Here is a 25702-nt window from a genome sequence, read left to right as displayed (position 1 = left end):
TGTGGGTCACGCCACGCGGCCGGCGTTGCCCGCGTGCGGGGAAACCCCGGTGCCCTCCCGGCCCCGGCGCGGCATGATCCACGGCATGACCGACACGGCTGAACAGGACACCGGACAGCGGACGCGCGAACGGCTGCGGGAGCGGCGCGCGGCGGCACAGCGGCAGTCCCGGCGCGCGCTGTCCCGCGCCGGCTGGGGGAGCCCGATCCGCGACCGTCTCGCGCACCTGATGGACGCGGCGGAGGAGGTGTACGACCTGGACGAGCCCGCCGACGTCTACGGCAACCGGATCGTGGCGGCCCTGGAGGAGCGGATCGCCGCGCTGCTCGGCACGGAGGCCGCCGCGTTCTTCCCGACGGGCACCATGGCCCAGCAGGTGGCCCTGCGCTGCTGGGCGGCCCGCACCGGCGACACGGCGGTGGCCCTGCACCCCCTGTCCCACCCCGAGGTGCACGAGCGGCACGCCTTCAGCCAGGTCAGCGGCTTGCGCCCGGTCCGGGTGGGCGAGGGGCGCCGGCTGCCCACGGCGGCCGAGATACGCGAGGCCGAGGAGCCCTTCGGCGCGCTCATGCTGGAACTGCCCCTCAGGGACGCCGGTTTCGTGCTGCCCACGTGGGAGGAGCTGACCGAGGTCGTCGAGGCGGCCCGGGAGCGCGACGCGGTGGTGCACTTCGACGGCGCGCGCCTGTGGGAGTGCACCGAGCACTTCGGGCACCCCCTCCAGGACATCGCGGGCCTCGCCGACAGCGTCTACGTCTCGCTCTACAAGTCCCTCGACGGATTCGGCGGTGCCGCGCTCGCCGGCCCCGGGACGCTGGTGGAGGAGGCGAAGACCTGGCGGCACCGGTACGGCGGCATGGTCTTCCAGCAGTTCCCGACCGCCCTGTCCGCGCTGATCGGCCTGGAGCGCGAGCTGCCCCGGCTGCCGGAGTACGTCCGGCACGCGCGCGTGGTGGCCGCCGCGCTGCGCGAGGGCTTCGCGGCGGCCGGGGTGCCCTGGGCGCGCGTCCACCCGGAGGTGCCGCACACCCACGAGTTCCAGGTCTGGCTGCCGTACGCGCCCGGCGTGGCGGCCGAGGCGGCCGTGCGGCAGGGCGAGGAGACGTCGGTGCTGCTCTTCGCGGACGCCTGGGACGAGGGCGGTCCCGGGCTCGCGTGCACGGAGGTCGCCGTCCGTTCCAGCGGCCTGGAGTGGACGGCCGACGACGTCCGTGCGGCCGTACGGGACTTCGTGGACCGCCTGCCGGACCCGGCGTGACCGCGCGCGGGTGGCGGGGTTAACCGAGCGCGCGGGGGCGCAGCCAGCGGGCCAGCGTGCGCCTGAGCCGACCGCGCGCCGGGCGTCCGGCGACGACCGCGCGGAAGCGCCGGTGGTCGCGCAGTTCGCGGGCGAGGCCGAGGTCGTGGCGGCCCGGCGCGGGCGGTTCGGGCTCGCCGTGCAGACGGGCGCGGTAGGTGTCGAGGAGGTACTGCTGGGTGATGCTCATGGCGGATCGCCTTCTCGGGACGGTGAGTGATCACGTGGCGTCACCGACCGCTCGGTGACCGATCGGGCTCCGCGGCTGCCCCGGTGCCCTCAGCCTGCCCCCCGGCCCGCGCCGATGTCCCGTGGATTGACGGCTGCCGTCAATCCACGCGGGCACTGTCGGTGGGCGGGTGCACGATGGAGGCCATGAGCGTGACCATCGACATCACCGGACTGCCCCCGGAGCGGGTCTGCGTCGTGCCTTCTCCGCTGGCGGAGCTGGGGATGGCGTTGCACGCGCTGAGCGAGCCCGGCCACCACCCCGACCTGCGCGGCTGGGCGACCGCCGTCTCCTCCCGGCTGGACCCCTGCCTGGCCGACCGGCTGTGCGAGGCGGACTTCCTGTGGCGCACGACGTTCTCGGACGTCTTCGCCCCGTTCGCCGGCCTCCCGGGCGGACGCGCGGTCCCCGGGGCCACGCTCGCCGAAGAGCTGGACCAGCTGGACAAGCTGACGGACGAACAATTCGTCAACGCGGCCCTGGAGTTCACCTGCCAGCTGCGCTACGACGTCCAGGAACCCGGCCCGCTGGACGACCCGGAGCTGCGCCGGCGCTCCCTGGAGCTGGCCGCCGCGCGCGGGGCCGTGCAGGAGCGGTTCACACGCCGTCTGCTGACCGATCCGCCGGCCGTGCGCGCCTGGTTCCGGCAGCTGATGCTGGACTGCGACGACGCCTTCTTCGCCGACACCTGGGCCCGTGTCCAGCCCCAGCTGGCCGCGGACGCCCGGCACAAGACCGAACTGCTGCGCCGCAAGGGCCTCGGCGAGGCCCTCGCGTCCCTGTCCGGGGCGGTCTCGCTGGACGAGGAGGCCGGGCTCGTCACGGTCGACAAGCTGCTGGTGGGCCGCACGGCCACCGGTGACGGCGGCCTGGTGCTGGTGCCGACCAGCCTCGGCTGGCCGCACGTGATGGTGCTGCACCGGTACGGCTGGCAGCCCTCCATCGCCTACCCGGCGAGCGTCCCCCGGCCGCAGGCCCCGTCCGTGGAGCAGCTGACGCGCCGGATGGAGGCGCTGGCGCACCCGGTGCGGATGCGGCTGTGCCGGCACCTCGCGCGCGCCGCGCACACCACGAGCGAACTGGCCGACGCGCACGGCATGTCGGCGCCCGAGATATCCCGGCACCTGACGGTGCTGAAGAAGGCGGGTCTGGTCACCGACTGCCGGCGCGGCCGGTACGTCCAGCACCAGCTGGACCTGTCCGCGGTGGCCCGGCTGGGCAGCGACTTCATCGAGGGCGTCCTGCGCTGAAGCGCCCCGGCCCGGGTGCCGTACGCGCGCGGGCGTGGCGCGCCGGAGCCCGCGCGGGACCGGCCGTCAGCCGCGGCCGCCGGCCCGCACCAGCCCCGTCTCGTAGGCCAGCACGACCACCTGTACCCGGTCGCGCAGACCGAGCTTGGTCAGGATGCGGCCCACATGGGTCTTCACGGTCGCCTCGCTCAGCACCAGCCGGGCCGCGATCTCGCCGTTGGACAGGCCCTGCGCCACCAGGATCATGACCTCGCGCTCGCGCTCGGTGAGCCGTTCCAGTTCCTTGTGCCGGGGCTCCTTGCCGGCGGCGGGCAGCATCGGCGCGAAGCGGTCCAGCAGGCGCCGGGTGGTGGAGGGCGCGACGACCGCGTCACCGCTGTGCACGGCACGGATGGCGGCCAGGAGATCGCCGGGCGGCACGTCCTTGAGCATGAAGCCGGAGGCACCCGCCTTCAGCCCGGAGAAGGCGTACTCGTCCAGGTCGAACGTGGTCAGGATGAGCACCTTCGGCGGCTCGGGCTCGGAGCAGATCCGCCGGGTGGCCTCCACGCCGTCCAGCTTCGGCATCCGGACGTCCATCAGGACGACGTCGACGGAGGTGGACCGCACCACCTGGAGGGCCTCCACGCCGTCGCCCGCCTCCGCGACGACCTCCATGTCCGGCTGCGCGGCGAGCACCATCCGGAATCCGGTGCGCAGCAGCACCTGGTCGTCGACGAGCATCACGCGGATCGTCATCTGGCCTCTTTCGTCATGCTGTGGGGTGGCTTCAGCCACAGGTGTTACAGGTGTCGACAAGGTGCGCGCCGCTGCGTCAGTGCGCCGGTTTGAGCGGCAGCAGGACGCTGATGCGGAATCCTCCGCCCGGGCGCGGGCCGGCGTCCAGGGTGCCACCGACCATGCCGACCCGCTCGCGCATGCCGATCAGGCCGTGGCCCTGCCCGTCGGCGCCGCCCTCCTCGTACAGCTCGTGCGGGGCGCCCTTGCCGTCGTCCTCGACCAGCAGGCCGAGACCGTCGTCGAAGTAGACCAGGCGCACGCTCGCGCCCGCGTCGGGCCCGCCGTGCTTGCGGGTGTTGGTGAGCGCCTCCTGCACGATCCGGTACGCGGTCAGCTCCACGCCGCTGGGCAGCGGGCGCGGGGTGCCCTCCACCTTGAAGTCGACCGGCAGGCCGGAGCTGCGGCACTGCTCGACGAGGTCGTCGATCTGGTCGACGTCGGGCTGCGGGACGTACTCCCCGCCCTCCTGGTGCTCGCCGGTGCGCAGCACGCCCAGCAGGCGGCGCATCTCGGCCAGGGCCTGGCGACCGGTCGAGGAGATCGTCTCCAGGGCCTTGCGCGCCTGGTCGGGCGCGGCGTCCATCACGTAGGCGGCGCCGTCGGCCTGGACGACCATCACCGAGACGTTGTGCGCGACGACGTCGTGCAGCTCGCGCGCGATCCGGGCGCGCTCGGCGGCCACCGCGACCTTCGACTGCGCCTCCCGCTCCTTCTCCAGACGGGCCGCGCGCTCCTCCAGCTGGGCGAAGTAGGCCCGCCGGGTGCGCATCGAGTCGCCCAGCACCCAGGCGAGGGCGAAGGGCACCGTCTGGAAGACGGCTATGGCGATCTGCCCGGCGAAACTGGCCTGCTCGGCCGGCCAGCGGATCTGGGCCACGGCCGCCGCGCAGAGGCTGACGGCGAGGGCGAGCCGGGAGGCCCAGCGCGCGCCGACCGCCGCGACCGTGTAGGTGATCACCAGCATGGCGAAGTCGGCGACGGTCGTCTCGACGTCCAGGGCCAGCTGGGCCAGCCCGACCACGAGGGCGACGAGCAGCATCGGCTCCGGGAAGCGGCGGCGCAGCGCCACGACGGCGCCCAGGACGGCGGACACGGCCATCCCCTCGGCGATGGTCCCGTGGTGACCGGGCACCCCGTCGAGGTTGACCACACTCACCGCGGACACGCCGAGCAGGGCGACGGCCCAGAAGCAGTCGACCCAGGTCGGGTGGCGGCGGAGGAAGTCGTAGAGGCGCTGCACGTAACCCAGCGTAGGGAAACCCGATGCGTGCAGGGGTCAACCGAAGGGCCGATCCGCACCCGGCGCGCGTACTCCGCAAGGTGGATGCCGTGATCATCTGTGTGCCTAGTCTGGTGCGGTGACGGATGAGACGACCGCGGAGGACTCCCGCCCGCGTCCCGGCCCGCGCGGCTGGCGTGCCGCGGCCGAGGCGGCCCTGTACGGCCCCGGCGGCTTCTACCGGCGCCCCGAGGGCCCGGCCGGCCACTTCCGTACGTCCGTGCACGCCTCCCCGCTCTTCGCGCGGGCCGTGGCCCGGCTGCTGTGCCGGGTCGACGCGGCCCTCGGCCGGCCCGCGGTGCTGGACTTCGTAGACATGGGCGCGGGGCGGGGCGAGCTGGCCGGCGGGGTGCTCGCCGCGCTGCCGGCCGACGTGGCTGCACGCGTGCGTACGTACGCCGTGGAGATCGCCGACCGCCCGGCCGGGCTGGACGGACGGATCACCTGGCGGAGCGACCTCCCGGACACCGTCACCGGGCTGCTGTTCGCCAACGAGTGGCTGGACAACGTGCCCGTGGACGTCGTGGAGGTGGACTCCGCGGGAGTGCCCCGGCTGGTCCTCGTGGCGGAGGACGGCTCGGAACGGCTCGGGGGGCCGGTGACGGGCGCGGCGGCCGACTGGCTCGCCCGCTGGTGGCCGCTGCCGGCCGAGGAGGGCCTGCGGGCGGAGATCGGGCTGCCCCGCGACCGGGCCTGGGCGGCGGCCGTGGACCGGGTGGCACGGGGACTGGCGGTGGCCGTGGACTACGCCCACACCCTGGATACGCGCCCCCCGTTCGGCACGCTCACCGGTTTCCGGGAGGGCCGTGAGACGGCACCGGTGCCGGACGGTTCGTGCGACATCACGGCCCATGTCGCCCTGGACGCGTGCGCGGCGGCGCCCGGTCCGACGTACCCGCCCTCCGGCGCGGCGCGCACGCCCTTCGGTACGGCGCGCACCTCCGCCGATGCCTCCTCCGATGCGCCCCTCACCCCGGCGCGCACCACACCTCGTACGCCCCGCGACGCGGCGCAGGAGCCCCGCAGTACGGCGCACCGGACCAGCGGAACAGCTCGCGAGCTTCTCCCCGCGCGCCTCCTCACGCAACGCGCTGCTCTGCGCGCCCTCGACCTCACCGACGCACGCCCCCCGCTGGCGCTGGCCTCCACGGACCCCGCCGCCTATGTGCGCGCGCTGGCGGGTGCGGGCGAGGCCGCCGAGCTGACGGCACCGGGCGGCCTCGGCGACTTCGGCTGGCTGCTCCAGCCGGTCGGCGTCCCGGACCCCCTGGAGCAGGAGCCGGAGGGCCGGTAGCCCGCACGGCCCCGCCGGCCGGCCTACTTGTCGATGTCGCCGACCACGAAGAACATCGACCCCAGGATCGCCACCATGTCCGCCACCAGGGTCCCCGGCAGCAGCTCGGTCAGCGCCTGGATGTTGTTGTAGGAGGCGGACCGCAGCTTCAGCCGGTACGGGGTCTTCTCACCCTTGCTGACCAGGTAGTAGCCGTTGATCCCGAGCGGGTTCTCGGTCCACGCGTACGTGTGCCCCTCGGGCGCCTTCAGCACCTTCGGCAGCCGCTGGTTGATCGGCCCGGGCGGCAGCCCGGCGAGCCGGTCCAGGCAGGCGTCGGCCAGGTCCAGCGCGTTGTGGGTCTGCGCCAGCAGCACCTCGAAGCGGGCGAGGCAGTCGCCCTCGCTCCGGGTCGCCACCTCCAGGACGTCCTGGAGGTCGCCGTAGGCCAGGTACGGCTCGTCACGGCGCAGGTCGAAGTCGACGCCCGAACCGCGCGCGATGGGCCCGCTCACGCCGTAGGCGTGCACCGCCTCGGGCGCGAGCGCGCCCACGCCCCGCGTGCGCCCCCGGAAGATCTCGTTGCCGAGCACCAGGTCGTCGAAGACGTCCATGCGGGAGCGCACGTCGGCGACGGCCGCACGCGCGCGGGCGGCCCAGCCGGCCGGCAGGTCCTCCTTGAGGCCGCCGACGCGGTTGAACATGTAGTGCATGCGCCCGCCGGAGACCTCCTCCATGACGTTCTGGAGCACCTCGCGCTCCCGGAAGGCGTAGAACACCGGAGTGATCCCGCCCAGCTCCAGCGGGTACGAGCCGAGGAACATCAGGTGGTTCAGCACCCGGTTCAGCTCGGCGAGCAGAGTGCGCGTCCACACCGCGCGCTCGGGGACCTCCATGCCGAGCATCCGCTCCACGGCGAGGACCACGCCCAGCTCGTTAGAGAACGCCGACAGCCAGTCGTGGCGGTTGGCCAGCACGATGATCTGCCGGTAGTCACGCGCCTCGAAGAGCTTCTCCGCACCGCGGTGCATGTAGCCGATGACCGGCTCCGCGTGCACGATGCGCTCCCCGTCCAGCACGAGCCTGAGCCGCAGCACGCCGTGCGTGGACGGGTGCTGTGGCCCGATGTTGAGCACCATGTCGGTGCTCTCCGCCGCGCCGCCGATACCGACCGTGGTCTCCGTCGTAGGAGTCATGGCCCCAGTTTCCCCTACGTACGCTGGGCCCATGGAAACGGGGAGCGGAACGGAGAGCCGGGACGGAACCGGAGCGCCGGCGGAACAGCCGGTGTGGCGCGCGCTGGAGCCCGGGCTGCTGCGCGTGCGCCGGCTGCTGCTGGCGGTGTGGACGGGGGTGCTCACGGTCGCGGCGGGCCTGCTGCCCGGGCTCCTGGCGGGGCCCGCGTGGGCGGCCTGCGCGCTGCTGCCGCCGGTGTGCGCCGCCTGGTGCTGGCGGCTGCTGGGCCGCAACTGGCGCTCCTGGCGGTACGCCGAGCGCGCCGACGACCTGCTGATCAGCCGCGGTGTGCTGTGGCGTGAGGAGACGGTGGTGCCGTACGGGCGGATGCAGCTGGTGGAGGTGACCTCCGGGCCCCTGGAGCGGCGCTTCGGGCTGGCCACCGTGCAGCTGCACACCGCGGCCGCCGCGACCGACGCGACCATCCCCGGCCTGGACCCGGCCGAGGCGGAGCGCCTGCGCGACCGGCTGACCGAGCTGGGCGAGGCACGATCGGCGGGCCTGTGACGTCCCCCGGCCGCGCCGGCGGCATACCGGAGACCCCGCCCGTCACCGAGCGCCGGCTGCACCCGGTCACGCCCTTCCGCCGTGCCTGGGCGCCGCTCACCGTGCTGGCCGGCTGGGCGGTGCACGACCCTGGCGGCGCCCAGGAGCAGCTCACGCGGCTGACCGGCACCATGCTGCTGCTGGGCGTCGCGGTGCTGGTACCGGCGGCCGGTCTCTACGGCTTCCTGTCCTGGTGGTTCACGCATTACGCCGTCACCGGCACCGAGCTGCGCATACGGACCGGACTGCTGTTCCGGCGCACCGCGCACATCCGCCTGGAGCGCATCCAGGCCGTGGACGTCTCCCGTCCGCTCCTCGCGCGCGTGGCGGGCGTGGCGAAGCTGCGGATCGACGTCGTCGGCACCGACGACAAGGACGAGCTGGCCTTCCTGGGCGAGCGGGAGGCCCGTGCCCTGCGCGCGGAACTGCTGGCGCGCGCGGCCGGTTTCGCACCCGAGACGGCACGGGAGGTCGGTGAGGCACCGGCGCGGGTGCTGCTGCACGTGCCACCGCGCGCGCTGGTCCGCTCCCTTCTGCTGACGGGCGCCACCTGGGGCTCGCTGTGCGCCGCGGTCGTCGTACCGACCGTGCTGTGGCTGGTCACCGGCAACCTGTGGACGGTGCTCGCCAGCGCCCTGCCGTTGTTCGGCGCGGCCGGCGCGAGCAGCGCGGGCCGGTTCGTCACCGAGTTCGACTGGACGGTGAGCGAGTCCCCGGACGGGCTGCGCATCGACCGCGGGCTGCTCGACCGGGCGCACGAGACGGTGCCGCCCGGCCGGGTGCAGACGGTGCGGATCGTGGAGCCGCTGCTGTGGCGGCGGCCCGGCTGGGTGCGGGTGGAACTGGACGTGGCCGGCTCCGCGAACTCGGTGCTGATTCCGGTCGCCCCGCGCGCGGTCGCCGAATCCGTCGTCGCGCGCGTGCTGCCCGGCGTGACGGTGCCCCGGGAGCTGTCGCGGGTACCGCGGCGGGCCCGGTGGTGCGTGCCGGTGTGGTGGCGCGGGCACCGGCTCGCGGTCACCGGCGCGGTGTTCGCCGCCCGGAGCGGTCTGCTGCGCCGCCGGCTCTCCCTGGTCCCGCACGCCAAGGTGCAGAGCGTACGGCTCACCCAGGGGCCCTGGAGGCGCCGCTGGGGGCTCGCCGACGTCCACGTCGACACGGGCGCAGGCAAGACGGTCACGGCCCGTCTGCGCGACGCGCAGGAGGCCGCGCGCCTCCTCCACGAGCAGGCGGAACGCTCCCGTACGGGCCGCCGCGACGCCCGCCCCGACCGCTGGATGACCACCGGCTAGCCCCTCCGCCGTCCTCACGCACCGGGCCCGGTCCCCCTCGGGGGGGGACCGGGCCCGGTGCGTACGGCCGACGGTGGCTCAGGAAGCGGCGCTGCGCAGCCGCTGGACGTCGATCTGTTCCGTCTCGTCGTGCGCCGTCAGGTCGATGATCTGGCCGACCTCCCGGGAGCGCGCGTCGGCGGGCTTGAAGCCGGCCTCGGCCTCGGCCTTGTGCACGGCGAGCGCCTCCGCTCCGACGACGTCGGCGAGGTCCTCGTTCTGCACGGAGTCCAGCGTGGCCTTCGGCGCGCCCTTCTGGGTGCCGAAGAAGTCGAACCCGCCCTCGACCACCGGCCGCCGCGCGGGCGGCGCCGGTACGACGGCCACCGCGGTCGGCACCGTGAAGTGCCCGGCGGGCGGCTGCCCCGCGGGCGTGGCGGTCTCGACCGGACGGGAGGCGTCCGTGCCGTCCGCGTGGTCCACACCATCCGTGCCGTCCGCGTTGTCCGCGTTGTCCGCGTTGTCCGCGTTGTCCGTCACGGCCTCCGGGGCACCTTCTCCTTTGGCGACGGCGCCGGCCCCGGCCTCGGCCCCGGCTTCGAAGGCGTGCTCCGCGGGAGCCTCCGGCGCGGCGGCCCCGGCCTCGGCGTCGGTGTCACCGCCGGCTTCCGCTCCGTCCGGTTCCCCGTCCGGCTCCACCTCGTCCGGCTCCACCTCGTCCGGCTCCGTCTCGTCCGGCTCGGCCTCGGACGCCTCGACGCCCTCCGCCTCGGCGTCGACGCCGGCCACGCGCTCGGGCTCCGGCTCGGGCTCGACGTCGGGCCCGGGCTCGCCCGGAGTCTCCCGGCCGAACCGGACCAGGGCCGTCAGGGCCTGCCGGTAGAGCTGAGCGCCCTCGGGTGAGAACACCGCGTACGCCGCCGGCTCGCCCTCCGAGACCATCGAGGCAGCCGGGGCCGTCGAAGCCGCCGAGCCCGCAGGGGCCCCGGCGCCGGCCGTCTCCGGCTCGGAACTGCGCGCGGGCGGCAGCGCGGGCGACGACGAGGGCTCGGGCGCCCCCGCTTCGAGTTCCAGCAGCCGCCGTCCCTCCAGCGCGCTGGCGCGCTCGGTCTCCGCGGTGGCGTACCGGCGCAGCAGGGCCGCGTGCTCGTTGCGCAGGCCGGCCAGTTCGGCCCGCTTGGCGCGCAGCCGCTGCTCCAGCTTGGCGCGCAGTTCGCGCGACTCCTCCAGGTCGGTCTCCAGTTCGGCGACCCGTTCCTCGAACCGCCACTCGTCGCCGGCACGCGCCCGCGTGAGCTCGGCGACCTGCTTGCCCGCCTGCGCGTCCCAGCGGCGCATCACGACCGCGCCGGCGACCGCCGTCGCGGCGGCCGCCGCGGCCAGCGCGCGCAGCACGGTGGCCTCTGAGAACACCCAGGGACCCAGCGCGCAGACGACGGAGACGCCGGCGATCGCCGACGGGGGCAACAGCCGGTGCAGAGGCGGGGAATGGCGGTGGCGTCCACGTGGCATGGCCAGAAACTTACCGCGCGTAGGCGAATCATGGGCCCCCGCCCCGTAAAAACCCGGCCGGGTCGCGGTCTTCACCGGACGGCGGCGCCTTCGCCCGGTCAACGGTCGGTGAGCCGTCCGCTGATCCACTGGAGGGTCGGCGGGATCTCGCGCCGCCAGGTGTTGAAGTTGTGCCCGCCGCTTTCGAGGATGATCGACGAGATCCGGGTCAGGTCCGTGGCCTGCACCCGCTCGATGAACCGCGTCGTGGCCTGGTAGTTGTGCTCGCCGACCTTGCTGCTGGTGACGAGCAGCGAGGTGTCCGGTGCCTCCTCGTGCTGGAGCATCCAGAACAGGTCGGCGCGGTTCTGCAGCTTCTTGTCGCCGTGGAAGAGGTCACCGGTCGTGGGGTCGATCGGCGCCTTGTAGTACGGCGAGAGGCCCGCGCCGGCCGCGTAGACGTAGGGGTGGTGCATGGCGAGCTTGAGCGCGCAGTAGCCGCCGGTGGAGTCACCGATGAGGCCCCAGCTGCCCGGCCGCTTGCCGGCCCGGTAGTGGGAGAGGACGGCATCCGGCAGATCCTTCGCAAAAAACGTTTCGGCTTGCGGCCCGCCCGGCACGTTCACGCATTCCGTGTCCCGCGGCGGCGCCACGGTCGGCCGCATCATCACCAGGATCATCGGCTGCATCCGCCCGTCCTTCGTCAGCCGCTGCGACGTGCTCGGGTAGTTCAGCTTGTCCACCAGCGACCGCGCGGTGCCCGGGTAACCGGTCAGCACGACCGCCGTCGGGAACGTACGCGTGCGGTACTGCGGTTGGAAGTACTCCGGCGGCAGGTACACGTACGCGGGCGTGACGATGTGGGTCGTACGGCCGACGATGTCGACCTTCTGGATCTGGCCGCCTATCTCCGGCCGCGAGGCGCGCACGCCGGGCACGTCGGAGGTGGAGACCACCTGGAGCGGGCCACCACTGCTCCCGTGGGCCGAGTGGTCGATGACCACACCCTGTTCGGTCTCCTTGCCGAACAGGTCGGCCCAGCTGGCGTAGAACCCGAACGCCTGGTTGGCGGCGAGCCCGACGGAGGCGAAGAGCGCCACCTGGGTGGACAGCAGCAGACCGACCCGCCCGCCGACGGCCCGCCAGTTCCGGCGCGCCAGCCGCGGCCACAGCCACACCGTGCCGACGAACAGCACGACGGCGATCAGAATCGCCAGCACCAGCACTTTGTTGCTCGTGAGACCCATGGCTGTTTCCTGCCTGCGCTTTCCGCCCGTTCCCGCCCGCACATCGGCGCGCGGGCTTGCCCGGGGCTTTCCTTGGCCTTTGACCCGACTTTCCGGTGGGGAGTGAACCTCCCTCCCCGAGACACCGTCCTAGAGGGCGCAATGTCGCCGGACGCCCGATCGGGCCCGGGTCCAAGGTCTCTCGCAGAACTACGGGATGCGATGTCTGTCAGGATAGATGGGGAAATGTCGGGCGGGGTTCCGAGCCGATCAAGCCGGGCGCGGCGCATACTGCGCGGCCCGCGTCCCGAGGCCGTTCCCGCTCTGGTCGGCCGGGCCGCCGCGATCGTCGGTGCCCTGGACATCGCCGCGGGCGTCTTCCCGCGCTTCCGGCACAGCCGTATGCACGCTATCGCGGAAGTCCTGCCGGGTTCGTTCGGCCCCTTCGCGGCGGCGCTCTCGCTCAGCGCGGGCGTGCTGTTGCTGCTGCTCGCGCACGGGCTGAGGCGCCGCAAGCGCCGGGCCTGGCGGGCCGCGGTCGCACTGCTCCCGGCGGGCGCCGCCGCCCAGTTCGCCTACCGGCACTCGATCGTCGGCGTGCTCATCGCGGTCGCGCTGCTGGTGCCGCTGCTGCGCCACCGGCAGCAGTTCGAGGCGCTGCCGGACCCGCGCAGCAGGTGGCGCGCGCTCGCCAACTTCGTCCTGATGAGCGCCGGTTCGGTCGCCCTGGGCCTGGTCATCGTCAGCGTCCACCCGAACCGGACGATCGGCGACCCGAGCCTGGCCGACCGGCTGACGCACGTCATCTACGGCCTGTTCGGCTTCGAGGGCCCGGTCGACTACCAGGGCAACACCTCCTGGACGGTCGCGTTCTCCCTCGGCGCCCTCGGCTGGATCACCGCGGCCACCACCATCTATCTGGCCTTCCGCCCCGAGCACCCGGCCGCGCGCCTCACCGAGCAGGACGAGTCCCGGCTGCGCGCGCTGCTGGAGAAGCACGGCCGGCGGGACTCGCTCGGCCACTTCGCGCTGCGCCGCGACAAGGCGGTCGTGTTCTCGCCCAGCGGCAAGGCCGCGGTCACCTACCGGGTCGTGTCCGGCGTGATGCTCGCCAGCGGCGACCCCATCGGGGACGTCGAGGCCTGGCCGGGCGCCATCGAGCGCTTCATGGACGAGGCCAAGGCCCACTCCTGGACGCCCGCGGTCATGGGCTGCTCGGAGACGGGCGGTGAGGTGTGGACCCGCGAGACCGGTCTGGACGCCCTGGAACTGGGCGACGAGGCGGTGGTGGACGTGGCGGATTTCTCGCTCGCCGGACGCGCGATGCGCAACGTGCGCCAGATGGTCAAGCGCATCGAGCGGGCCGGCTACGAAACCCGGGTCCGGCGCATCCGTGACCTCGGCGAGGCCGAACTGGAGCGGGTCCGCCGGGCGGCGGAGGACTGGCGCGGCACGGACACCGAGCGCGGCTTCTCCATGGCGCTCGGCCGCATCGGCGACCCCTCCGACGGGAACTGCCTGATCGCCACCGCCCACAAGCAGGACGACGAGCCGGGCGAGTACGGCGACCTGAAGGCGATCCTCCACTTCGTGCCCTGGGGTCCGGACGGCGCCTCGCTGGACCTGATGCGCCGTGACCGCAGCGCCGACCCCGGCATGAACGAACTGCTCATCGTCGCCGCCCTGCAGGCCGCCCCGAAGTTCGGCATCACCCGGGTCTCGCTGAACTTCGCGATGTTCCGCTCGGCTCTCGCGCGCGGCGAGAAGATCGGCGCCGGCCCGGTGCTGCGCGCCTGGCGCGGGCTGCTGGTGTTCCTCTCGCGCTGGTTCCAGATCGAGTCGCTGTACAAGTTCAACGCCAAGTTCCAGCCCCGCTGGGAGCCGCGGTTCGTGGTCTACCGGGCCTCCTCCGACCTGCCCCGCATCGGCTTCGCCGCCATGCAGGCGGAGGGCTTCGTCAACTTCGCGCTGCCGATGCCGCGCTTCCTGCGCCGGCGCCGGGCCGCCGCCGGGCGCCCGTGCGCGCACGCCGTGACCGAACGGGACGTCCGAGCGGCCTGAGCCGCGGACGCGCCGGATGGTACGGCCCGGGCGGAAGCCCCTCCCCCTCCAGCCCGGGGGCTTCCGCCCGGGCCGCCGCGCGTTCCCGGCATCCGCCTGGGCCTACGCTGAACGTATGAACAACCTCAGCGGGCGCGGCCGAGTGGCCGGCCTTCCGGCATGGGACCGGTGCGCGGTCATGGGGGTCGTGAACGTGACCCCCGACTCCTTCTCCGACGGCGGCCGCTGGTTCGACACGACCGTCGCCGTCAAGCACGGCCTGGATCTCGTCGCCGAGGGCGCGGACCTGGTCGACGTCGGCGGGGAGTCCACCCGGCCCGGCGCCACGCGCGTGGACGAGGCCGAGGAGCTGCGGCGGGTCATCCCCGTGGTGCGCGGCCTTGCCTCCGAGGGAGTCGTCGTCTCCGTCGACACCATGCGTGCCTCCGTCGCCGAACAGGCCCTCGCGGCCGGCGCCGCCCTCGTCAACGACGTCAGCGGCGGCCTCGCCGACCCCGCGATGATCCCGGTGGTCGCCGAGGCGGGCGCCCCCTTCGTCGTCATGCACTGGCGCGGCTTCCTCCAGGGCGGCAACGTCAAGGGCGTCTACGAGGACGTCGTCGGCGAGGTCGTGGACGAGCTGCACGCGCGCGTGGAGGCCGTGCTGGCCGGCGGCATCGCCCCGGACCGCATCGTCGTCGACCCCGGCCTGGGCTTCTCCAAGCAGGCCGAGCACGATCTCGCGCTCCTCGCCCGCCTGGACCGGCTGCGCGCCCTCGGTCATCCCCTGCTGGTCGCCGCCTCCCGCAAGCGGTTCCTCGGCCGGGTCCTCGCCGGACCGGAGGGCGCGCCCCCGCCGGCCCGGGAGCGCGACGCGGCCACGGCCGCCGTCTCCGCACTGGCGGCGCACGCCGGCGCCTGGGCGGTGCGCGTCCACGAGGTTCGCGCCACGGCGGACGCGGTGCGCGTCGCACGGGCCGTGGAGCAGGCGCGCGCGGCGGACCCCGCGCGCGGGACGGACAGCGAGCGCCGGGCGGACAGCGAGCGCCGGGCGGAAGGAGAGCGGTGAGCGCCCCCCATACCGACGTGGAGCAGGTGGAGGCCGCCAACACCGCCTTCTACGAGGCACTCGAACGCGGCGACTTCGAGGAGGTCTCCTCCCTCTGGCTGACCCCCGCCGACCTGGGCGTGGACGAGACCTACCACGATCCCGCGGACTCCGGCGTGATCTCGTGCGTGCACCCGGGCTGGCCGGTGCTCACCGGCCGCGGCGAGGTCCTCCGGTCGTACGCGCTGATCATGGCCAACACGGACTACATCCAGTTCTTCCTCACCGATGTCCACGTCTCGGTGACCGGCGACACCGCGCTGGTGACCTGCACGGAGAACATCCTGAGCGGCGGCCCCGCCGAGGAGGGCGCGGAACTGGGCCCGCTGGTCGGCCAGCTCGTCGTCGCCACCAACGTGTTCCGGCGCACCCCCTCCGGCTGGAAGCTGTGGTCCCACCACGCCTCCCCGGTGCTGGCCGAGACCGACGAGAGCGAGGACGAGGACCACGTGAACGGCGTCAACCCGGACGACGGCCCCCTGGCCTGACCCAACCCGGGCCTCCGGCACGCGGACCCGGTCCGGGACGTGGACGTCGACGCGTGGACGTCAACGTGGACGTGGTTGGAATCACCTCCCCGGGGTAGGAGCGGCTACCAGTCCATGGCAGGACCGGTTTCGCCGGGGGAAACACCCGGTGAACCCTGCGGGGAGCGAGCCGCGCCCACGCCCCCGCGGCCCGGCCCTGTCGGTGCCCGCAGGTAGATTCGTCCGAGACCGGTGTGCCGCCCGCACGCGGTACGGGCCGGTCGTTCCCGACGATTGCAGGAGTGATTCGCGTGGATCGTGTCGCGCTGCGCGGCCTCAAGGCCCGCGGGCACCACGGTGTGTTCCCCAAGGAGCGCGAGGAGGGCCAGACCTTCATCGTGGACCTGGTCCTCGGCCTGGACACCCGGCCGGCCGCGGCCGACGACGACCTGGCGAAGACCGTGCACTACGGCATCGTGGCCGAGGAGGTCGTGGCCGTGGTCGAGGGCGAGCCGGTGAACCTCATCGAGACCCTCGCCGAGCGGATCGCCCGGACCTGCCTGAAGCACGAAGGGGTCCAGGAGGTCGAGGTCTGCGTGCACAAGCCGGACGCCCCGATCACCGTCCCCTTCGACGACGTGACCGTCACCATCATCCGGAGCCGAGTATGACCCGACCTTTCCGCCAGGGTCACAGCGACCCGACCGTCCAGCCGGTGCCCGCCTCGGTCGTCGAGCAGGTGGACGCCGCCGACACCACGCTCAGCAACCCGAAGTGGGCCGTGATCTCCATCGGCTCCAACCTCGGCAACCGCCTGGAGACCCTCCAGGGGGCCGTCGACGCCCTGGAGGACACCCCGGGCGTCCGGGTGAAGGCCGTCTCCCCGGTGTACGAGACGGAGCCGTGGGGCGTGGACCCCGGCAGCCAGCCGTCGTACTTCAACGCGGTCGTGGTCCTGAAGACGACGCTGCCCCCGGCGTCCCTGCTGGAACGGGCGCACGCCGTCGAGGAGGCCTTCCACCGCGTCCGGGAGGAGCGCTGGGGCCCGCGCACGCTGGACGTCGACATCGTCGCCTACGCCGGCGTCACCTCCGACGACCCGCACCTCACGCTGCCCCACCCGCGCGCCCACGAGCGCGCGTTCGTGCTCGCGCCCTGGCACGACGTGGACCCCCAGGCACAGCTCCCCGGCCGCGGTGCGGTGGCCGATCTGCTGTCCGGTGTCACCCGCGAGGGTGTGGCGCCGCGCGCGGACCTGGAACTCCGGCTGCCCGAGTAGTCGTTAAGGTCGAGACGGATCAAGACCACGACGACCACCGTCCGTCCGGGACGGAGCGACCCGGGACGGTCCGGGGGAACTGAAGGGACACCGTGAGAGAGCTGCGCATCAGGGTGCTGGCGGGCGTGTTCGTCGTGGCCGGCGTCCTGTCCTGGGCGGGCGCCCGCCTCTGGAACTCGGTCGGGACCCTTCCCGGCGTCCCCCTGGCCGCTCCGGTGGTCCTCGCGCTGATCGCGGTGGTCCTGCTGTCCACGGCGCTCTCGCTGCGCGCCCGGCTGAAGGCGCAGCGCGAGCGCCGGCCGGGCGCCAAGGGCGTCGACCCGCTGATGGCCGCCCGCGCGGTCGTCTTCGGCCAGGCCAGCGCCCTGGTCGCCGCCCTCGTCTCCGGCATGTACGGCGGTACGGGCGTCTTCCTGCTGGAGCTGCTGGACATCCCGGCCCGCCGGGACCAGGCGATCTACGCCGGTCTCTCGGTGCTGGCCGGCCTCGGCGTGATAGCGGCCGCCCTGTTCCTGGAGCGGGTGTGCAAGCTCCCGGAGGACGACGACCAGAACCCCCCGGGAGCGGAGCCCGCGGCCTGAGGGGCGGCCCCGCCCGGCGGCGCGGTGGGCGCGGTCAGCGCGCCATGATGAGGCTCATCGCCTCGTTGCGCGTGGCGGCGTCCCGCAGCTGACCGCGCACGGCGGACGTTATGGTCTTCGCGCCCGGCTTGCGGATGCCGCGCATGGACATGCACATGTGCTCGCACTCGACCACCACGATGACGCCCCGCGGCTCCAGGATCTCCATCAGGGAGTCCGCGATCTGCGTGGTGAGGCGCTCCTGCACCTGCGGCCGGCGGGCGTAGACGTCGACCAGCCGGGCGAGCTTGGACAGGCCGGTGATCTTGCCGGTCTCGGACGGGATGTAGCCGACGTGGGCGACGCCCCGGAACGGCACCAGGTGGTGTTCGCAGGTCGAGTACACCTCGATGTCCTTCACCAGGACCATCTCGTCGTGCCCCAGATCGAACGTCGTCGTCAGGACGTCCTCCGGCTGCTGCCACAGGCCGGCGAAGATCTCCTTGTAGGCCCTCGCGACCCGGGCCGGCGTCTCCCGCAGCCCCTCGCGGTCCGGGTCCTCACCGACCGCGATCAGCAGCTCCCGTACGGCGTTCTCGGCGCGCTTCTCGTCGAACTCGCCGATGCGGCCCTCGCCGTCCAGCGTCACCGGGTCGGTCATCTGGTTCCTCGTTCCTGTGCCGTGCACGCGCGTGTGCCTCGCGCTCCGTGTGCGGACATGCGAAATGCCGCGCCCCCCAGGCTAGAACCTGGGGGGCGCGGCATCCATTCCGGCCCTGTGGCCGGAACAGGGTCAGCTCGCCGTCAGTTCTCCCGGCGGTCCTCCGGGGACTGCTCGGTCACCGGGGCGGACTCCGCCGCGGTCGACTTGGCCGTGCTGATCGCCGCCGCCGAGCCGTTCGCACCGTTGGTCAGTGCCAGCTCCTTCGGGGAGAGCACCGGCGGGCGGGTGGACGGGGTCCGGCGGGAGGAACCGGTCCAGGCGGGCCGCGGCGGGCGCTTGACGATGGTGGCGAAGATCTCGGCGATCTCCTCCTTGCCCAGCGTCTCCCTCTCCAGCAGCTGCAGGACGAGGTTGTCGAGCACGTCGCGGTTCTCGACCAGGATCTCCCAGGCCTCGTTGTGCGCCGTCTCGATCAGCTTCTTGACCTCCTCGTCCACCAGCGCGGCGACCTCTTCCGAGTAGTCGCGCTGGTGAGCCATCTCACGGCCGAGGAAGGGCTCGCTGTTGTCGCCGCCGAACTTGATCGCGCCGAGCCGCTCGGTCATGCCGTACTGCGTGACCATCGCACGGGCCAGGTTGGTGGCCTTCTCGATGTCGTTCGCGGCACCGGTGGTCGGGTCGTGGAAGACCAGTTCCTCGGCCGCCCGGCCGCCCAGCATGTAGGCGAGCTGGTCGAGCATCTCGTTGCGGGTGGTCGAGTACTTGTCCTCGTCCGGCAGGACCATCGTGTACCCGAGGGCACGGCCGCGGGACAGGATCGTGATCTTGTGGACGGGGTCGGAGTTCGGCGAGGCCGCCGCGACCAGGGCGTGACCGCCCTCGTGGTACGCGGTGATCTTCTTCTCCTTGTCCGACATGATCCGGGTCCGCTTCTGCGGGCCCGCGACCACGCGGTCGATCGCCTCGTCCAGCGCCTTGTTGTCGATCAGCTTCTGATCGCCCCGGGCGGTGAGCAGCGCGGCCTCGTTCAGCACGTTGGCGAGGTCGGCACCGGTCATACCCGGGGTGCGGCGGGCCACGGCGGACAGGTCGACGTCGGGCGCGACCGGCTTGCCCTTCTGGTGGACCTTGAGGATCTCCAGGCGGCCCTGGAGGTCCGGCGGGTCGACCGCGATCTGCCGGTCGAAGCGGCCCGGGCGCAGCAGCGCCGGGTCGAGGATGTCCGGGCGGTTCGTGGCGGCGATCAGGATGACGCCGCCCTTGACGTCGAAGCCGTCCATCTCGACCAGCAGCTGGTTCAGGGTCTGCTCGCGCTCGTCGTGACCGCCGCCGAGGCCGGCGCCGCGGTGGCGGCCGACCGCGTCGATCTCGTCGACGAAGACGATCGCCGGGGCGTTCGCCTTGGCCTGCTCGAACAGGTCACGGACCCGGGAGGCACCGACACCGACGAACATCTCGACGAAGTCGGAACCGGAGATCGAGTAGAAGGGGACGCCCGCCTCGCCGGCGACGGCGCGCGCGAGCAGGGTCTTGCCGGTGCCCGGACGGCCGTAGAGCAGCACGCCCTTGGGGATCTTGGCGCCGACGGCCTGGAACTTGGCCGGCTCCTGGAGGAACTCCTTGATCTCCTGGAGCTCCTCGACGGCCTCGTCGCAGCCCGCGACGTCGGAGAAGGTCGTCTTCGGGGTGTCCTTGGTGATGAGCTTCGCCTTGGACTTGCCGAAGTTCATGACCCGGGAGCCGCCGCCCTGCATCTGATTCATCAGGAACAGGAAGACGACCACGATCAGGACGAAGGGCAGCAGGGAGAGCAGGACGCCGACGAACGGGTTCTGCTTGGACGGCGAGACCGTGTAGCCGTCCGGAATCTGCTTGTCCTGGTACTTGGTCTGCAGCGACCCGGCGAGCTGTACGCCCTGGTCGCCGATGTAGCTCGCCTGGATCTTGGAGCTGCCGTCGACCTTCTGGCCGTCCTTGAGGGTGACCTTGATGGTCTGCTCGTCGCCTGTGGTCAGTTTGGCCGACTGGACCCTGTTGTCATTGATCGCCGCAACGACCTGGCCGGTGTCCACCGTCTTGTAGCCGCCGGACGAGCCGACGACCTGCATCAACACGACCACGGCAAGGACGGCCAGCACGATCCACATGACCGGCCCACGGAAGTATCGCTTCACGTCCATCCATACGGAGCGGTGCCGCCCCGTCCCTCCTGCCATAGTGAGTTTGATAAGACAGTTCTTCTGACGGTACCCCAGCAATGTTGCCCGAAGCCGCACGGAGCCGTTTCGACGGCTGGGAATCCCGTCTCTGCATGCTCCAACGGAACGGAACCCGCTGGGGTTCCCGATCGTCCTGCCGGGCTTGGGCCGAGTGGCTCAGCCCACGGCCCGGGGCGGCTCAGCCGCCGTAGACGTGAGGCGCGAGCGTACCCACGAACGGCAGGTTGCGGTACTTCTCGGCGTAGTCGAGGCCGTAGCCGACGACGAACTCGTTCGGGATGTCGAAGCCGACCCACTCCACGTCGATGGCGACCTTGGCGGCGTCCGGCTTGCGCAGCAGCGTGCACACCTTCAGGGAGGCGGGCTCGCGCGAGCCGAGGTTGTTGATCAGCCAGGACAGGGTCAGGCCGGAGTCGATGATGTCCTCGACGATCAGGACGTGCCTGCCCTTGATGTCGGTGTCCAGGTCCTTGAGGATCCGCACGACACCGGAGGACTGGGTGCCCGCGCCGTAGGAGGACACGGCCATCCAGTCCATGGTGACGGGGGTGGACAGCGCCCGGGCGAGGTCGGCCATGACCATCACCGCGCCCTTGAGGACGCCTACGATCAGCAGGTCCTTGCCCGCGTACTCCGCGTCGATCTTCGCGGCCAGCTCGGCCAGCTTCGCGTCGATCTCTTCCTTGGTGATGAGCACCTGCTGGAGGTCGGCACCCATGTCTTTCGCGTCCACCCGCATCACTTTCGGTCGTCCCGCACTTGAGGCCGCGTACGCGGCCACGGCTCCGGCCGCATGCACGGCCCCCGGCCGCCCGGCCCGCCGGAGGGTCGCTCCGGGAGGGTCGGGATTCAGCCTTGCCGAATCACCAGTCTGCCACCCTGCCGCTGGGCGACGACTTTGCCCGGGAGATTGATGACTCCCTGGCCGCGCCAGCCGGTGATCAGGCGGTCGACTTCCTCGATGTGGCGGGCGAACAGCGCGCCGGCCGGGGCGCCGGCCTCGATGGCGGCCCGGCGCAGGATCCGGCGGCGCACGGCGGGCGGGAGGGCGTACAGCTTGGCGCACTCCAGCAGGCCGGCGGCGTCCCGTACCGAGGCCTCGGCCTGGCGGGCCCAGGCGTCCAGGGCGTCGGCGTCGTCGCGGGAGAGCTGGGCGGTGCGGGCCAGCGCCTCCACGACACCCTTGCCGAGGGCCTTCTCCAGCGCGGGCAGGCCCTCGTGCCGCAGCCGGGAGCGGGTGTAGGCGGGGTCGGCGTTGTGCGGGTCGTCCCAGACGGGCAGGGACTGGACCATGCACGCCTTGCGGGCGGTCTGCCGGTCCAGCTGGAGGAAGGGCCGCCGGTAACGGCCGCCGGCCCCCGAGACCGCGGCCATGCCGGACAGGGAGCGGGTGCCGGAGCCGCGGGCGAGGCCCAGCAGGACGGTTTCGGCCTGGTCGTCGCGGGTGTGGCCGAGCAGGATCGCGGCGGCGCCGTGGCGTTCGGCGGCGGCGTCCAGGGCGGCGTAGCGGGCGTCCCGGGCGGCGGCCTCGGGGCCTCCCTCGCGGCCGACGGTCACGGCGACGGACTCGACCGGATCGAGTCCCAGTCCCCGCAGCCGCAGGGCGACCTCGTCGGCGCGGAGGTCGGAGCCGGGCTGGAGACCGTGGTCGACGGTGACCCCGCCGGCCCGGAGGCCGAGCCTGGGGGCCTCGAAGGCGAGGGCGGAGGCGAGGGCCATGGAGTCGGCGCCGCCGGAGCACGCGACGAGGACGAGCGGGGAGGGGGGCCGCTCGGCCGTCAGGGCGGGATGCGCGCCGGAGGGCTGCGGGCCGGGGTGCTCGCGGGAGGTCTGGTGGTCGTTCAGGATGTCGTGGAGGGCGCGGCGGACCGCCAGGCGTATCGCCGCGACCGCAGGATGGGGACCCATGTCCGGTTCCCTTCATGAAGTTGTCCGGGGGGTGAGCCCGAGTCGGTCACTCAGAGTGTGTAGATGGTGACAGAAGCGGGCCGTTCCCCGAGCATTGCACGCCTACGCATGGCCCACGGTCCCTCGGACGGGTGATTGGAGGGGCGTTCGCCTGCCGTCGGCCGGATTCGTTTCACGACCGCCCCACCCGTTCACGCCTCCGGCCTGCGGTGCACCCGTGTGACCCAGTCCGCCGGTTTGGCGATCTCGGCCTTCGTGGGCAGGGTGTTGGGCGAGGTCCACACCCGGTTGAAGCCGTCGACGCCGACCTGCTCGACCACGGCTCGTACGAACCGTTCGCCGTCCCGGTACTGCCTGAGTTTGGCATCCAGACCGAGCAGCTTGCGCAGGGCCGTGTCCAGGCGGGAGGCACCCTTCGCGCGACGCTGCTGGAACTTCTCGCGGATCTCCGCGACGGACGGTACGACGCTCGGGCCGACGCCGTCCATGACGAAGTCGGCATGCCCCTCCAGCAGGGACATCACGGCCGTCAGGCGGCCGAGGATCTCCCGCTGGGCGGGGGTCTGCACCAGCTCCACGAAGGAACGTCCGCCGTCCTCCTCCTCGCCCTCGGGCCGGCCGCCGACGAGGGACTGGGCGGCTTCCCTGATGCGCTCCAGGAAGGTCATGGGATCGACGTCGGTCTCCGCCAGGAACGACTGGATTTCGCCCTCCAGGTGGTCCCGGAGCCAGGGGACGGCGGTGAACTGCGTGCGGTGGGTCTCCTCGTGCAGGCACACCCACAGGCGGAAGTCGTGCGGCTCGACGTCGAGTTCGCGCTCCACGTGGACGATGTTGGGCGCGACGAGCAGCAGCCGGCCGCCGCCGTTCGCGCCGGCCGGGAGGTCGCGGGCGGCGGGGGCGAAGGTCTCGTACTGGCCGAGGACGCGGGAGGACAGGAACGACAGGAGCATGCCGAGCTCCACGCCGGTGACCTTGCCGCCGACGGCGCCGAGGACCGCGCTGCCCGGGTTGTTGCCGCGCCGTTCCTGCATCTTCTCCAGGAGCGGTTTGAGGATCTCCCGGAAGCCGGCGACGTTGGCGCGGACCCAGCCGGGCCGGTCGACGACGAGGACCGGGGTGTCGTGGGTCTCCTCGGTGCCCATACGAGTGAAGCCCCGGACGTGTCCTTCCGAGGCCTTCGCGTGCCGGCGCAGCTCCGCGACGACGGCCCTGGCCTCGTCGCGGCTGACGTCGGGACCGGGGCGCACGAGCCGTGTCGCGGTTGCCACCGCGAGGTTCCAGTCGACCATCCCGGGAGAAGCGGTGCCGCCGAAGCCAGTCATGCTGTCAACCGTACGTGAGCGCTCCCGCTTCGGGCAGGCCATGGGGGCCGCGGGGTGGCGGAGGCGTCCGCGGCCCCCGGGACGGCCGTCAGCCCGCCAGGGCCGTCGCCGCCTTGTCCAGGGCCGCCTGGGCCTCCGGGGCGCTGGTCGTGCCCGAGGCCAGGAAGGCGAAGGCCAGGAGCCGGCCGTTGCCGTCCACGACCGTGCCGGCCAGCGTGTTCACCCCGGTCAGGGTGCCGGTCTTGGCGCGTACGACACCGGCGGCGCCGTCGGCGTACCGGGTGCTCAGGGTGCCGGTGAAGCCGGCCACGGGCAGGCCGGTGAGGACCGGGCGCAGGCCGGGGCGCTGCGGGTCGCCCGCCTTGACCAGCAGCGCGGTCAGGAGGCCGGCCGTGAGCCGGTCGTCGCGGTCGAGGCCGCTGCCGTCGTGGAAGGCGGCACCCGCCATGGGCAGGCCGAGCTTGCGCAGCTGCGTGGCGATGGCCTCGGCGCCGCCGGAGAAGCTCGCCGGCTGCCCGCCGGCCAGGGCCGTGTGCCGGGCCAGGGCCTCCGCGATGTCGTTGTCGCTGTTGGTCAGCATCCGCTCGACCAGGGCGGACAGCGGCGGCGAGGAGACCGTCGCGAGGGTCTGCGCGCGCGTGCTGGCCTTGGAGGGGCCGGGGGACGTGGTGGTGATGCCGGCGTCCTTCAGGAAGCCGGCGAACCTGGCCGCCGCGTCGGCCGCCGGGTCGCCCACCCGGGTGACCGGGCCGCCGGCGGAGCCGTCGGTGCGGCCCTCGTCGACGGTGAGGGCGCTGACCGGGGCGAGGTTGTCGTTGACGCCGATGGGGTGCAGGGCCGGGCCGGTGAACAGGGTGGTGTCGTAGGAAAGCGTGATCTTGTGGATGCCGCGCCGGTCCAGCGCCTCGGCGGTGTCCGCCGCCAGCGCCCGCAGGCCGGCCCAGCCGTCGGTCCGGGCGTGCGCGGTGAGGGTGGGGTCGCCGCCGCCGACCAGGACGAGCTCGCGGGTGTCGGGTTCGAGGGCGGTGCGGGTGGTGAGGCGGTGGTCGGGGCCGAGGGCGGACAGTGCGGCGACGGCGGTGGCGATCTTGGTGGTGGAGGCGGGGGTGAGGGCCTTGCCGGCGTCGGCGCCGTACAGGCGGGTGCCGGTCGCGACGTCGACGACGGCGGCCGCGTGCGGGCCGGGCAGCGCGGGAGCGTCCAGGAGGGGCTTCAGGCGGCCGGTGAGGTCCTCGGGCGCCGGAGGGGCCTTCTTGGTGCCGACGGCGCTCGTGGTGCCGCCCAGGGCCGCCAGGACGGGTGCGGCGCTCGGCGCGGGCCGGAGCCCTCCGCCGGCCGTGCCGGAGCCGCCGTGATCTGCGCCACCTGACCGCTCCAGGGCGGCGGCCCGGTCCCGCTCGGCCGTACGCTGACCGTTGGCGTCCCAGGGACCGGTGACGGTCACCACGCCGGCGGCCAGCGCCAGGCCGGCGGTGGCGGCGCCCGCGGTGTACTGCCAGGTCCTGACGGTCCGGGGGAGACGGGGGAGGTGCCCAGGCCTGACGCGCACGGCCCTCGCCAGCCCCACGAGGCGCGGCCGGGCGGCCGTCACGGCGCTCGCCAGACGCGGTCGTACGGCGTTCGCGATCCGCGCCATCCGCGGTCTCGCGGCTCGCCAAGGCCCCAGCTCTGGCACGACCACCAGCCCCTTTCGCGATCACACACCTGCGTGAGGGACACTTAACCACCAGAACTATGTGCTGATCATGGAGGAGCCACCGGTGGAGTTCGACGTCACGATCGAGATCCCGAAGGGTTCGCGGAACAAGTACGAGGTGGACCACGAGACCGGTCGGATCCGCCTGGACCGTCGCCTCTTCACCTCGACCGCCTACCCGACCGACTACGGCTTCGTCGAGAACACCCTCGGCGAGGACGGCGACCCGCTGGACGCGCTGGTCATCCTGGACGAGCCGACCTTCCCGGGCTGCCTCATCCGCTGCCGCGCGATCGGCATGTTCCGGATGACCGACGAGGCGGGCGGCGACGACAAGCTGCTGTGCGTCCCGGCCACCGACCCGCGTGTGGAGCACCTGCGCGACATCCACCACGTGTCGGAGTTCGACCGCCTGGAGATCCAGCACTTCTTCGAGGTCTACAAGGACCTGGAGCCCGGCAAGTCGGTCGAGGGTGCCAACTGGGTGGGCCGCACGGACGCCGAGGTGGAGATCGAGCGGTCGTACAAGCGCTTCAAGGAGCAGGGCGGCCACTGACC

General features: G+C 73.1%; 24 protein-coding genes. 12 read left to right on the top strand and 12 right to left on the bottom strand.

All coding sequences use genetic code 11. The annotated features are described in order from the left end of the window. Window positions 1-85 precede the first annotated feature (85 nt). Window positions 86-1258: a threonine aldolase family protein gene (locus IG05_RS0114735; protein ID WP_234335861.1), complete on the top strand. Its 1173-nt coding sequence runs from the start codon at window positions 86-88 to the stop codon at window positions 1256-1258. Between the two features lie 19 nt (window positions 1259-1277). Here IG05_RS0114735 and IG05_RS0114730 read toward each other — a convergent pair whose 3' ends face one another. Continuing rightward, complete coding sequence (locus IG05_RS0114730; protein WP_030342716.1) at window positions 1278-1487, bottom strand: hypothetical protein; 210 nt, start codon at window positions 1485-1487, stop codon at window positions 1278-1280. 185 nt (window positions 1488-1672) lie between these two features. On the opposite strand from IG05_RS0114730, the gene IG05_RS0114725 reads away from it, so the two are divergent. Further along, the gene (locus tag IG05_RS0114725; RefSeq protein WP_030342713.1) at window positions 1673-2776 is read left to right on the top strand and encodes a DUF5937 family protein; all 1104 of its coding nucleotides are present in this window, start codon (window positions 1673-1675) and stop codon (window positions 2774-2776) included. Between the two features lie 66 nt (window positions 2777-2842). Here IG05_RS0114725 and IG05_RS0114720 read toward each other — a convergent pair whose 3' ends face one another. Together IG05_RS0114720 and IG05_RS0114715 are read right to left on the bottom strand one after the other, a co-directional pair. Beyond that, window positions 2843-3514, bottom strand: a complete 672-nt coding sequence (locus IG05_RS0114720) for a response regulator (protein WP_030342711.1) — start codon at window positions 3512-3514, stop codon at window positions 2843-2845. A gap of 76 nt (window positions 3515-3590) precedes the next feature. Further along, window positions 3591-4796, bottom strand: a complete 1206-nt coding sequence (locus tag IG05_RS0114715; RefSeq protein ID WP_030342709.1) for a sensor histidine kinase — start codon at window positions 4794-4796, stop codon at window positions 3591-3593. 118 nt (window positions 4797-4914) lie between these two features. Between IG05_RS0114715 and IG05_RS0114710 the strand changes: the two genes are divergently transcribed. After that, window positions 4915-6129 carry an SAM-dependent methyltransferase gene (locus IG05_RS0114710; protein ID WP_107051350.1) on the top strand — a complete coding sequence of 405 codons (1215 nt, stop codon included), beginning with the start codon at window positions 4915-4917 and terminating at the stop codon, window positions 6127-6129. Between the two features lie 23 nt (window positions 6130-6152). On the opposite strand, the gene IG05_RS0114705 is transcribed toward IG05_RS0114710, so the two are convergent. Continuing rightward, window positions 6153-7304, bottom strand: a complete 1152-nt coding sequence (locus tag IG05_RS0114705) for an NADH-quinone oxidoreductase subunit D (protein WP_030342704.1) — start codon at window positions 7302-7304, stop codon at window positions 6153-6155. A 31-nt stretch (window positions 7305-7335) separates the two neighbouring features. On the opposite strand from IG05_RS0114705, the gene IG05_RS0114700 reads away from it, so the two are divergent. Beyond that, entirely contained in the window at window positions 7336-7851 is a 516-nt protein-coding gene (locus tag IG05_RS0114700; protein ID WP_030342701.1) for a PH domain-containing protein, read from the top strand. Continuing rightward, window positions 7848-9182, top strand: coding sequence for a PH domain-containing protein (locus IG05_RS0114695; protein ID WP_030342700.1), 1335 nt, complete (start codon window positions 7848-7850; stop codon window positions 9180-9182). Before IG05_RS0114700 ends, IG05_RS0114695 begins: the two co-directional genes overlap by 4 nt. Window positions 9183-9260: 78 nt before the next feature. Here IG05_RS0114695 and IG05_RS0114690 read toward each other — a convergent pair whose 3' ends face one another. Then, on the bottom strand, window positions 9261-10673 hold the full coding sequence (locus IG05_RS0114690) for a hypothetical protein (protein ID WP_199808314.1): 1413 nt from the start codon (window positions 10671-10673) through the stop codon (window positions 9261-9263). A gap of 98 nt (window positions 10674-10771) precedes the next feature. Then, window positions 10772-11899 carry an alpha/beta hydrolase gene (locus tag IG05_RS0114685; RefSeq protein WP_030342697.1) on the bottom strand — a complete coding sequence of 376 codons (1128 nt, stop codon included), beginning with the start codon at window positions 11897-11899 and terminating at the stop codon, window positions 10772-10774. Window positions 11900-12124: 225 nt separating this feature from the next. Between IG05_RS0114685 and IG05_RS0114680 the strand changes: the two genes are divergently transcribed. The 6 genes from IG05_RS0114680 to IG05_RS0114655 all read left to right on the top strand — a co-directional run bounded on the left by IG05_RS0114680 (window position 12125) and on the right by IG05_RS0114655 (window position 17353). Then, a complete protein-coding gene (locus IG05_RS0114680; RefSeq protein ID WP_030342695.1) occupies window positions 12125-13939 on the top strand; it encodes a phosphatidylglycerol lysyltransferase domain-containing protein in 1815 nt (604 codons plus the stop codon). A gap of 115 nt (window positions 13940-14054) precedes the next feature. After that, the gene (folP, locus tag IG05_RS0114675; protein WP_030342694.1) at window positions 14055-14987 is read left to right on the top strand and encodes a dihydropteroate synthase; all 933 of its coding nucleotides are present in this window, start codon (window positions 14055-14057) and stop codon (window positions 14985-14987) included. Next, window positions 14984-15514: a nuclear transport factor 2 family protein gene (locus IG05_RS0114670; protein WP_030342692.1), complete on the top strand. Its 531-nt coding sequence runs from the start codon at window positions 14984-14986 to the stop codon at window positions 15512-15514. Before folP ends, IG05_RS0114670 begins: the two co-directional genes overlap by 4 nt. Window positions 15515-15804: 290 nt before the next feature. Further along, window positions 15805-16164 (top strand): dihydroneopterin aldolase, encoded by a 360-nt coding sequence (gene folB, locus IG05_RS0114665; protein WP_030342690.1) that lies wholly within the window; start codon window positions 15805-15807, stop codon window positions 16162-16164. Further along, window positions 16161-16772 carry a 2-amino-4-hydroxy-6-hydroxymethyldihydropteridine diphosphokinase gene (gene folK, locus IG05_RS0114660; protein WP_030342688.1) on the top strand — a complete coding sequence of 204 codons (612 nt, stop codon included), beginning with the start codon at window positions 16161-16163 and terminating at the stop codon, window positions 16770-16772. The genes folB and folK overlap by 4 nt, the downstream gene beginning before the upstream one ends. A 92-nt stretch (window positions 16773-16864) precedes the next feature. Beyond that, window positions 16865-17353, top strand: coding sequence for a DUF3180 domain-containing protein (locus tag IG05_RS0114655; protein ID WP_030342686.1), 489 nt, complete (start codon window positions 16865-16867; stop codon window positions 17351-17353). 34 nt (window positions 17354-17387) lie between these two features. Here IG05_RS0114655 and folE read toward each other — a convergent pair whose 3' ends face one another. From folE to dacB, 6 genes are all read right to left on the bottom strand, one after another. Beyond that, complete coding sequence (folE, locus tag IG05_RS0114650) at window positions 17388-17993, bottom strand: GTP cyclohydrolase I FolE (RefSeq protein ID WP_030342684.1); 606 nt, start codon at window positions 17991-17993, stop codon at window positions 17388-17390. Window positions 17994-18136: 143 nt separating this feature from the next. Next, window positions 18137-20176, bottom strand: coding sequence for an ATP-dependent zinc metalloprotease FtsH (gene ftsH, locus IG05_RS0114645; RefSeq protein WP_030342682.1), 2040 nt, complete (start codon window positions 20174-20176; stop codon window positions 18137-18139). A gap of 217 nt (window positions 20177-20393) precedes the next feature. Continuing rightward, window positions 20394-20954, bottom strand: a complete 561-nt coding sequence (gene hpt, locus IG05_RS0114640) for a hypoxanthine phosphoribosyltransferase (RefSeq protein ID WP_030342680.1) — start codon at window positions 20952-20954, stop codon at window positions 20394-20396. Window positions 20955-21064: 110 nt separating this feature from the next. Beyond that, window positions 21065-22123 (bottom strand): tRNA lysidine(34) synthetase TilS, encoded by a 1059-nt coding sequence (tilS, locus tag IG05_RS0114635; RefSeq protein ID WP_030342677.1) that lies wholly within the window; start codon window positions 22121-22123, stop codon window positions 21065-21067. 191 nt (window positions 22124-22314) lie between these two features. Further along, window positions 22315-23415 (bottom strand): zinc-dependent metalloprotease, encoded by a 1101-nt coding sequence (locus IG05_RS0114630; protein ID WP_030342675.1) that lies wholly within the window; start codon window positions 23413-23415, stop codon window positions 22315-22317. Window positions 23416-23536: 121 nt separating this feature from the next. Beyond that, a complete protein-coding gene (dacB, locus tag IG05_RS0114625) occupies window positions 23537-25084 on the bottom strand; it encodes a D-alanyl-D-alanine carboxypeptidase/D-alanyl-D-alanine-endopeptidase (protein ID WP_030342673.1) in 1548 nt (515 codons plus the stop codon). A gap of 124 nt (window positions 25085-25208) precedes the next feature. Between dacB and IG05_RS0114620 the strand changes: the two genes are divergently transcribed. Continuing rightward, window positions 25209-25700: an inorganic diphosphatase gene (locus IG05_RS0114620; protein WP_030342671.1), complete on the top strand. Its 492-nt coding sequence runs from the start codon at window positions 25209-25211 to the stop codon at window positions 25698-25700. The last annotated feature ends 2 nt before the right edge of the window (window positions 25701-25702 follow it).

The organism is Streptomyces sp. NRRL S-1022 (assembly GCF_000720135.1).
Taxonomy (GTDB): Bacteria; Actinomycetota; Actinomycetes; order Streptomycetales; family Streptomycetaceae; genus Streptomyces.
Note: the sequence above shows the minus strand (reverse complement) of the source record. Positions and strands in the feature narration are given on the sequence as shown.